5 protein-coding genes and 1 pseudogene are annotated in these 10,281 nt (G+C 58.8%); 5 read left to right on the top strand and 1 reads right to left on the bottom strand.

The window, feature by feature from the left end; genetic code table 11:
- On the top strand, positions 1-292 hold a 292-nt coding region (locus AC07E3_RS20250), incomplete at its 5' end, for a hypothetical protein (RefSeq protein ID WP_478364450.1).
- Positions 289-3,732 (top strand): AAA family ATPase, encoded by a 3,444-nt coding sequence (locus AC07E3_RS20245; RefSeq protein WP_478364448.1) that lies wholly within the window; start codon positions 289-291, stop codon positions 3,730-3,732. The genes AC07E3_RS20250 and AC07E3_RS20245, both read left to right, overlap by 4 nt.
- 136 nt (positions 3,733-3,868) lie before the next feature.
- Here AC07E3_RS20245 and AC07E3_RS20240 read toward each other — a convergent pair whose 3' ends face one another.
- Positions 3,869-6,202 (bottom strand): AAA family ATPase, encoded by a 2,334-nt coding sequence (locus tag AC07E3_RS20240; RefSeq protein WP_478364446.1) that lies wholly within the window; start codon positions 6,200-6,202, stop codon positions 3,869-3,871.
- Between the two features lie 434 nt (positions 6,203-6,636).
- Between AC07E3_RS20240 and AC07E3_RS20235 the strand changes: the two genes are divergently transcribed.
- The 3 genes and pseudogenes from AC07E3_RS20235 (at position 6,637) to AC07E3_RS20225 (ending at position 10,247) form a co-directional block, all read left to right on the top strand.
- Positions 6,637-7,599 (top strand): ArdC family protein, encoded by a 963-nt coding sequence (locus AC07E3_RS20235; RefSeq protein WP_478364444.1) that lies wholly within the window; start codon positions 6,637-6,639, stop codon positions 7,597-7,599.
- Positions 7,596-7,992 (top strand): annotated as a pseudogene (locus tag AC07E3_RS20230) (DUF2958 domain-containing protein). Before AC07E3_RS20235 ends, AC07E3_RS20230 begins: the two are co-directional and overlap by 4 nt.
- Positions 7,993-8,117: 125 nt before the next feature.
- The gene (locus AC07E3_RS20225; protein WP_478364442.1) at positions 8,118-10,247 is read left to right on the top strand and encodes a ParB/RepB/Spo0J family partition protein; all 2,130 of its coding nucleotides are present in this window, start codon (positions 8,118-8,120) and stop codon (positions 10,245-10,247) included.
- The last annotated feature ends 34 nt before the right edge of the window (positions 10,248-10,281 follow it).

The following is a 10,281-nucleotide window of genomic DNA, read 5'->3' as shown; positions in this document are numbered from 1 at the left end:
TCAAATGGCTGAAGGCTTTCTTGCGGCTGATGATCGCCGCGCTGCTGGTCCCGCCAAACTCCGTCGCAGCCTGAATGCGCAATTGTTCACGGTCGACGACCTAGTGCGCCTGATGCGGGAAGAGCTGAACGAACCGGGCTTCCAGCTTGCCAGCAAACAGATCCTCGAAGAGCTCCGAAACGCACTGCCCCGGGAAATCACCGAAGAATTGTCTGACGCAGCCTTGGATGATCTGCTGGAGGCCGCCATAGGCGAAGTCACACTGTCTCTGCACGCCGGAACTGCGGAATGAGACTGAACCGGCTTGACCTCATCCGCTATGGCCGCTTTGACGGTGCGGAGATCGTGCTCCCCCGTCCCGCCGACGGCAACCCGGACGTCACCGTGATCTACGGGCCGAATGAATCGGGAAAATCCACGGCATTCAAGGGATTTCTGGAGCTTCTTTTCGGCATGAAATCAAGGGACCACCCCTACGCTTTCAAATTCGACCGCAACGATCTTTTGATCGGAGCAGAGCTGGATATACCCGGGCGTGGAGCGACGGTCCTGCGTCGCAACGGCAAACGCGCCCAGTCTCTACTGGACAATCAGGACCGCCCTATCGACGAGGCTGTTCTTTCGAGTGCGCTCCACGGGCTTGGAGAGGATGACTATGTTGAACGCTTCTCATTGAATGACACTGGACTCCGTGAAGGTGGCAAGCGCATTGCTGGTGCGAAGGGAGACCTGGGGCAGCTGTTGCATGCAGGTGTGTCGGGACTGACCAATATGGCAGAGATCCTGGAAGCCATGACGGCTCATGCTGAGCAGTTTCACAAAAAAAGCGGGCGGAGCACTGCGCTCAAAATCGGCAAAGACCGATTGAAGAAAATCGGTGATGTACTGAAAACAGCACGATTGACCCCGGATCGTGAAAGAAATCTTCGCAAAGACCGAGATGACGCCCGAAAGGCATTCGAAGAGGCGGACGCCGAACTCGCGCGGGCCAGAAATCGACAGGCGGCAGGTAAGGCTGCTCAGACCTGGTACGACCGGTCTGAGGAAATTCGCAAAATCGACGAAGCTCTTGCCGGATTTCCCGGAGGCCCAGACCTGAAGAAGGGTACCGTCGAACAGGTTGCCACTCTCGTCGAAGCCATTTCGGGAAAGACTGAAAGCATCGCAGCTGCGGACGGGAGGATAGCGCGACATGAAAAGGTAATCGCAGAAAACGAAGCCGATCCCGTTGCAGCGGATCTTGCAGCGCAACTCACAAATCTGGCACAAACAAAAGTTGAAGACGCGTCCCTGATATCGCGTGCCGATACAGCCAGATCGGATTTGGAAAAGCGCATCCTTGAACGCGATGAAATTGCTCGCCAGATAAAACAGGTCCAGATCACATTGCAGGTCCCTGAGGTACCTGTGACGTCATTAGTTCTGACGAGTGAAGAACTGGAGACCCTCGGAAACGCGGCTCAAGCCTGCCAGACTTCCGATGGCGAACTAAAGGCAGCATTGGAAGTCCTGAAAACAGCGCGCGATCAACTGGGTGATGCGCCAGCCAAGCCACAGGATTTGTCGCAGCTGCAGGTGGCGTTTGACACTTGGCAGGCTGTGGCGGACGTGTCTGGTCCAGAAAAGGCCCTCGAAAAGGAAAACGCGCGGCTTGTGAAAGCGGTGTCCGGCCTGCCTGCGTCCTGGCCGAAGCTGGTTGAAGACGGTCTTCCCGCGCACGAAACCCTCGATGAGGTACTGCGGGAATGGAATACGCTGACTTCAAAATTAATCGCTGCCACAGAGGAATTGGAGGCTCGCGAGGCCGAATACAAAGCTGCGCACGCGAAGCGGGAAGCAGACGAGGGCGAACCCTCTTCCATTGATGCGGCGGCGACCGAAGAAACGCGCCGCCTGCGCGACGCTGCCTGGCAGTTGCATCGTAGCGCTCTCTCCGACGAAACAGCAGACCGTTTTGAGGAAGCCATGCACGCTGATGATGGCGCACGGACAAATTATCTGATGGGTACGGAGGCGCGTAAGCAGCTCGCCAGCTCTCGCACACTGGAAGCCACTGCAAAGGCCTTACGCGATGCCGCAAAAGACAAACTCGGCGGATTGACTGGGAAACGCGACGATTTGTCGAAACGGGTTGCTTCAATCTCGACAGCCCTGGGCCTGTCCCCCGATACCGGGCCGGCGGCATTCTCCGGAAGGCTTTCTGCCCTTTCGACAGCCGCGGAAATCGCAGCAGACGTTGCAATTGCCGAGAAAGCGCTGGAAGAGCTTTCCAATCGTCGCAAGGTAGCCTTTGACAACCTGTCAGGCGCCGCACGACTGGTAGAAATCGACGTCGAAGAAGATAATCTCCCAGAACGGGTTGGCAAGAACCTCACCCTTCGGGACAGTGTGCGCCAAGCATGGGAGAGATGGTGCCGTGGTGAGCAAGCCGTTGCCGAACACCAAAAATCCGTAGCGCAAGCTGAGGAAGAAAAGAAAGCAGCCCTCACCCGACTGGAAACGCTAACCGCTGCATTGCCTCTTCCTGATTGTTCGGCCACCGGCATCAAAACGGCGTTGCCGCACCTGCGCACCCTGCAACAGCTTCACCGCGAACACGAAAGCCTGGCAAGACGTGTGGACGCCCTTGAACGCGCGGTGGCGACCCTGGCCAAAAGCGTGGCGCGATTGGCAGAGTTTCTTGAAGAGCCCTTTGACCCCAAAGACAATCCCCTCCCGATCATCGACCGCGCTCGAATACGCGTCACCAATGCCGACAATTCGGATCGGTTGAAAAAGCGAGAAGAAGATCTTCTCTCGGAGGAAAAACAAAGTCGGACACGTGCTATCGGCGCACGCGATGAAGCCCAGGAGACGTTGGACAAGTTGTTTGAAGGGCAAGGCGGTGACGATCTCCCACCAACGGAGCGAGCCACTGGTTTGGCCGAACGCGACGACTTGCGCGAAGAACGCGACAATGCGGACAAGCGCCGCAATGAAGCACGCGACGGCGTGGACCGTACGCTCTTTGACGAAGAGTTGGCGCATTTGCCAAATGCAACGCGAGAAGCGGAACTGCAACAAGAACTCGATGATGCGCAAACGGCTCGTGATGCCGCTCGCGATCTGTCCAATGAAAAAAAACGCCTCTATGACGAGGCCTACAACGCCGCTGACAACAGTGAACTGGTCACGGAACAGGCAACGATCCTCGAGGAGTTGCGAAGCGGTGCGCGCCAGGCGGCTGTCGCAAGGCTCGGGGTTCTCGCGGCACGGGGCGCGCTGAGGCGCCTGGCCGCCGAACGCCGCAGCACAATGCTCAAGGATGTGGAAGAAGCCTTTGTCACCATGACGTCCAAGGAATGGGAAAAAGTCGTGGTCTGGAGCGAAACCGAAGGTGAGAAACTTGTCGGCATCAAGCCCGGCGGCGATCCTGTTTCGGTTGAACATATGTCCACCGGGACCATGGGCCAGTTGTACTTTGCGCTGCGCCTTGCCGGGTATCGAAGCTTTGCGCGCGATCTAGGCCCCCTACCTATGATCCTCGACGATATCCTGGAAACTTTCGATGACGCCCGTGCATCTGCAGCATTGAACCTCTGCGCGGAAATCGGTCGCAGCGGGCAGGCTATCATCTTCACTCACCACGAGCATTTGGTGGAACTGGCTCGCAGGAGCATTCCGGGTGCTTCCATCGTGGGGATGCCGGATTCAACAGAAACAGGGTTTCGTCAACAGCTACACACGCTGTAAGGTCGTATCGACGTGCCCAACGAAGCAGCTCGCTCCGCAAGCCATCTCGACGGAGCACACGGTAGAGCCGATCACTGGAAATCCGAGCTGTCTCAGATCGCCAGCCGTTCCACACATGCACGAAGCAGGCTCGAAACTATGCCTTCTTACCGCCTGCGGTGCTCTTGACAATCTCAACCTGTCCGATGGCGAATTTCTCAACTACGCCAATTGTTTCCTTGCACGCCAGTTTGAGATCATCGGGAGGCGGAGCTTCATCGTAATACGTGCCGTGGCATAGAGAGTTGATCAATATGCTCTGGATGCTGATATTTTCTTCGCCAGCAAGGAAAGCAATGAAATCCTCCAGACTTTGCGATTTGTCGGGTCTGCAAAAGCGCCCGACCGCTTCCAGGACAGACCGGATCGCATTGCCGGTGCTATGGTCGGGGTCATTACCGTTGGCAACGTTGTAGACATGCGTGAGCTGTTGCTCAAACGGGGCCACGTAGCTTCGTAAATGCGTCAGCTTGTGCTTGGTGCCGTCCGTGGACAGAGAGAAAGTCGCTTCGTCTTTCACCACCCTGTTTGTGCGCGAGATATTGAAGAAGTAGCTGCTGTGGGTCAGGATCAACAGTTCAGGCCGGAGGCACTTGTTGCCGTCGATCTTGCCCGGATTGACCGAAATCTCCCCCTTGTCTGAAATGCCCAGATTCTTGAGCGTTTGGGCAATGCCGAACACAAAATCGTAGGACATGGACGTGACGGGATCGTCAAAGACCAAGAACAGCCTTCTGTAATCGCCGTTCGACGCCACCTTGCGGTGAACGCAGGCTATGAAGTAGCAGAACGCGATGGCCGTTTTTTCCCCGTCGCTCAATGTCCGGTGGGGGCCGCGCACCATTTCGTGCTTGCCGCGCTTGAGCACGAACGCTTCTTTGTCAAAGACATATTTCTCTGCAAAAAAATCCTTTAGAAGAAGCTCAAAGGTTTCCGCAACGCGAATACGCGCATCCGTTGACGGAGTTGATTTTTCCAGCGCAGTCAACGCGTCATTTTTACTTTTGACATCTTTCCTGAGCGCCCGAACGGCCTCGATGTCTGTCCAGTTGTCAATTGCGAACTCACGATCAAACACTGCGCATGCTTTGCGTTGCAACGCTTTCCGTTCTTCGTCTGATTTTTCGACAGCCTTGTTGAGCTCCAGGACTTTCGCATTGTTTGCTTCAATGATCTTGTTGATACCGGCAATACCGGCAACAAGGTCACCACTTGGCAGTGCGTGCGAAGCTGCCAGCGTTTCTGCCTTTTTCTGAATGGCTTCCTTGATGGCAGTGATTACCGCCAGCGTTTCCTTGAACCGGGCCTCGCCACTTTCAAGTTCAGTGTCTTTTTTGGAAGGCACAAAACGTTTCAGTGCATCATATCGCGATTTCTGCCTAGCAAACTTCGTTTCGGTGTCTTTTAGTTCAGCTTCCTTCTGATTGAGGTCGCGGAAGAAATCTCGAAGCTCGGATTTATGCTTCTCCTCCTCATCTTCAAAATACGAGATGTAGGCATCAATTACTGCTTTAGGGCTGGGGTTTGTGATTCCCTGTTCGCAGAAAGGGCATGTGGAACGATGATCGTCCTGAACGATCTTCGCGCCGGTTTCGTAAAAGCTGTGATGGGAATCGATCTTCTTCTTGATGTGGTCGGACACGCTTGACGGTGAAGTCATTCTCTGAAGGGATGCTTCAAGCGCGGACAGGTCAATACCGTCGCTTCGAAGTACGTCCAGAGTCTCAGGATATGCCGGTTCTGCCGGAATGGCCTTCAGACTGTCCAAATCCTTGAGAAGGCCTGCGAAGCTCCGCTCCGGAGGAGCAGGCTTTTCAGCAAAACGCTCCAGCAAGCCTTCAAGATTTAGGGCCTTGTACTCTTTGAGCTGCTTGTTGATTCCCGCCTTCTCGTGAAGCTTGGCAAGCTTCTCCTTCTCATGCTTTTCGCGCAGGGCCGTTGTGGCGGCTTGCTCATCTGCAACTGCCTTTTCCAGCGCCTCCTGCGCGTCTTTCAGCTTGATGTTCTCGCTATCAACGGAAATCTGGTTTTCGATCTCGCCGTCGAGTTCGTATTCACGCTCTCTCAGCTCTTCATGCACGAAATCTTCTGAGAAGACGTGAAAAATGGTGTCCGGAACACTGGCCGTTACACTGCCCCCGTTCTTGTCGAGGTGCAGCTCTCCCATGGCGTTTACCCCACGGGCGAACGAGAACGCCCCCTTGCCATCACCGGACTCATCCGAAACCAGGTTATGTGCGGCATCGGCAACATCTTTGTTCTGGCTTTTCAGATCGAGATACCGGAACGCACGGGAGAGGAATGATTTCCCTGTGCCGTTCCTGGCAAAAATCAGATTCTGGGCGTGTTTTGTGAGTTCTCCGTCTAGGGAGAAGATCGGCCCTAAATATCGCGCAGATATGGAAAAATTTGGTTTTGGTGTAGTATTCATGCCCACTTCCCCCGAACGACTACATAAATACCAATTCTTCGCCACCCGGTCTATCGGTTGTCCAGGAATTCAGCGATTCTACCAACAAGCGCACCTTACAGGGCCGGGCTATCGTGAGCCGAGCCCGCCTGCGGGTGCCTCGGCCATCTGGCTTCCGTCCCTAGTGCTGATTTATCGTCAGCCCTGACGGGGTGACCCTTCGTGTTTTTGTTGGGGGCCTGCGGCCCCGCTCTACGCCGAGACCACCCGTTCGCTTCGCGCCCCACGCTGCACCGTGTGGCGGGAGGGGGCTCGCACCCCTCGGGATCGGTTGGTAGCTTTGCCTCGTTCTGCATCTTCCTTTCAGTTCAAAGAGTTAGAGGTCTGCGCTTGGCGCGCTGACGGGTTGAGGGCTGGAGGAGAGGCTTCCGGCGCCCGTCGCGGAGATCATCCCGATGGCTAGAGAACATCGCGCGGCCCGCAAAAGCGGCACGCGCACGAACCTTTATGACGACATCACCGACAAGATCATCGCCGAACTGGAGGAAGGGCGGCTTCCCTGGGTTCAGCCCTGGGGGACGGCGGCGGCGAAGGCGCCTCTCGCCATGCCGAAGAACGCCAGCACGGGGCGGCAATATTCCGGGATCAACGTCCTGATCCTCTGGGACGCCGTGGTCCAGCACGGCTATCCCACCCAGCACTGGCTCACCTTTCGCCAGGCGTTGTCGCTCGGCGGCAATGTCCGCAAGGGCGAGCACGGCACCACCGTCGTTTATGCCGATCGTTTCACGCCGGAGGACGAAAAGCGCCGCGCCCAGGAGACAGGCGACGAGGCTGCCACCATTCCATTCCTGAAGCGCTTCACCGTGTTCAACGCCGCTCAATGCGAGGACCTGCCGGACGACATCGCCGTCGAGGCTCCGCCACCGCCTCCCGGCATGATCGAGCCCAGGGTAGAAGCACTGATCGAGGCAACAGGCATCGATTTCCGCATCGGCGGAAACCGTGCCTATTACGTTCCTGCACATGACTACGTGCAGGTGCCGCCACCGCAGGCGTATTTCGAGCCGATAAACTGGCACCGGACAGCTCTGCACGAGATGGGGCACGCCACAGGTCATGCTTCGCGCTTGGGACGGGATTTCTCGGGCAGCTTCGGCACCAGGAAATACGCCCTCGAGGAACTGGTGGCAGAGATGAATGCGGCCTTCTGCTGCGCCTCGCTGGGCATCATGCCGACGGTGCGCCATGCCGATTACATCGGCTCCTGGCTCGAGTTGCTGCGCGAGGATTCCCGGGCCATCGTGCGTGCGGCCAGCCAAGCGAGCAAGGCGGCCGACTGGCTGCTGTCCCATTTGCCGGAGGGCGATGTCGATGCGCAACAGCAAAATGCGATCGAAGGGAGGGCTGCGGCATGATCCTCCTGACTGACGCACAGCGCACGCAGCTTCTCGTCAATGGTCGCCAATCGGATGTCGACCACGTCCCCATCGTGAAATTTTTCAACCCGTTCGGTGCCGGCTGTCTGGCTCGCGACTGAACTGGAGGCGGACGGCGACATCATGTTTGGTCTTGCCGATATCGGCTGCCCCGAGCTTGGCTCGTGGAGCTTCGACGAACTTCGGTCCATCCGGCTGCCATTCGGCATGGGCATCGAGCGGGGTCTTCTCTTTACCGGCGACTTCCCGATCTCGGTCTGGGCCGACGCAGCACGGGAGTCCGGCAGCATCCGCGATGCCGAGCGCCTGCTTTACCGCTCAGCTCGTCCCCTCACCGGGAAATCCGGCGATACGGAAAGCCGGAGTTCCTGATTTCCGGGTTTCAGGCTTTACGGTCCTGCGTCGCTCTCTTCAGAGGAAGAGGGCGGCGCTTCGCTTCGTGACGGGCTGGTTGCCGGAGAGAGAGGCTCCCCGGCGTCCGTCATGGAGTAACTGACATGGCCACTGCCACTCAGAAGATCACCCTGTCGTCCTCGCGCGACATTCCCTTCAACAAGTTGGTGCTTAGCCAGTCCAATGTCCGGCGCGTGAAGGCCGGTATCTCGGTCGAGGAACTGGCCGAGTCCATCGTCCGCCGCGGCCTGATCCAGTCGCTGCATGTCCGGCCCGAACTCGACACGGAGGGCAAGGAGACCGGCCTCTTTGAAGTGCCCGCCGGTGGCCGCCGCTACCGGGCACTGGAACTGCTGGTGAAGCAGAAGCGTCTCAACAAGACCGCGCCGGTGCCTTGCGTTGTCTCGGAGGCTGGGGACGGCATTCTCATCGACGAGGTATCTCTGGCCGAGAACATCGAACGCGCACCGTTGCATCCACTCGACCAGTTCCGAGCCTTCAAGGCGCTGCGCGAGAAAGGCATGGGCGAGGAGGAAATCGCCGCCGCCTTCTTCGTCGACGTTAAGGTCGTCAAGCAGCGCCTGCGCCTGGTGTCGGTCTTGCCCGCGCTGCTCGACGTCTACGCCGAAGACGGCATGACGCTCGAACAGCTCATGGCCTTCACCGTCTCGGAGGATCACGCCCGGCAGGAACAGGTCTGGGAGGCGGTCAAGGACGGCTGGCAGAAGGAACCCTATACCATCCGCCGGCTTCTGACCGAGACCACGGTGCGCGCCTCCGACAAGCGGGCGCTCTTCGTCGGTATCGACACCTACGAGGCGGCGGGCGGCTATGTGCTGCGCGATCTCTTCCAGCAGGACGATGGCGGTTGGCTCCAGGACCCGGTGCTGCTCGACCGGCTGGTCGGCGAGAAGCTGAAGGCCGAGGCGGAGACCATCGCCGCCGAAGGCTGGAAGTGGATCGAGGTCGCTGCCGATTTCCCCTACGGCCATACGCAGGGTCTGCGTCGCCTGACCGGAACGACCATCGATCTGAGCGACGACGAACGCGCCGGGCGCGAGAAGCTCCGGGACGAATTCGACGCGCTGGAGGAGAAATATGCCGAGGCCGATGAATTGCCCGACGAGGTGGACGTGCGCTTGGGCGAGATCGAGGAGGCGCTGGACGCCTTGGAATCTCGGCCGATGCGCTATGACGCGGACCAGATGGCCAAGGCGGGCGTTTTCGTCAGCATCCGTCACGACGGGCAGCTTGCCGTCGAGCGCGGCTATATCCGGCCCGAAGACGAGATGCCGACAGTCCCTGAGGGTGATGACGTCGATCGCACGTCTCCCGAAGTCGGTGAGAACGGCAGCGTCCAGCGTGCCGTCATCACCATCGGCGGCGCATCGGCGGAGACCGAGGAAGACGACGAGGTCGAAACCATCCGGCCCTTGCCTGACCGCCTCGTCAGCGAGTTGACCGCACATCGCACGCTGGCCCTGCGCAATGCCGTGGCGACGAACCCGCATGTTGCCATGACGGCGCTGCTGCATCGTCTGGTCACGGATTGCTTCCTGCCGCACTCGACCAAGGGGTGCCTTGAGGCCCATGTCCGCGAGGTTCACTTCCCGGCGCAGGCCGAGGATCTGGGTGAGAGCGCTTCAGCCCGTTCCATCGCCGAGCGGCATGAACGCTGGGGCGATCATATCCCGGCCGATGACGCGGCGCTTTGGGATTGGCTCGCCGATCAGGACGACGACACCCGCATGGAGCTGCTCGCCCATTGCGTCAGCTTCGGTGTCAACGCACTCCACGAGAAGCCCAACCCCTATAGCGGTATGGGCGTCAGCCAACATGGTCTCGACGTGCGTCTGTCCCAGGCCGACCGGCTGGCGCGGGTGACCGGGCTCGATATGGTGGCTGTGGGCTGGCGGCCAACCGTCAGCAACTATCTCGGCCGCGTGACCAAGCCCCGCATCATCGAGGCGGTGCGCGAAGGCGCCGGCGAACGGGCGGCCCAGCTCATCGATCATCTGAAGAAGGGCGACATGGCCAAGGAGGCGGAGCGCCTGCTGGCCGAGACCGGCTGGCTGCCGGAACCGCTGCGCATGGTGGACCCCGATGCCGAGGTTGATGCGGCTACCGAGATCGAGACGGAGGCGGACGATCTGCCCGACTTCCTGGCCGGGGATGGTGAGGAAGACGAAGCCACCGAGGATGAAGATCCGCAGCACATGGTCGCGGCGGAATGATCCTCATGCGGGGCGGTTCCGGTCGCCCCGCCAT

The sequence above is a fragment of the Nitratireductor lacus genome, from assembly GCF_056431025.1.
Note: the sequence above shows the minus strand (reverse complement) of the source record. Positions and strands in the feature narration are given on the sequence as shown.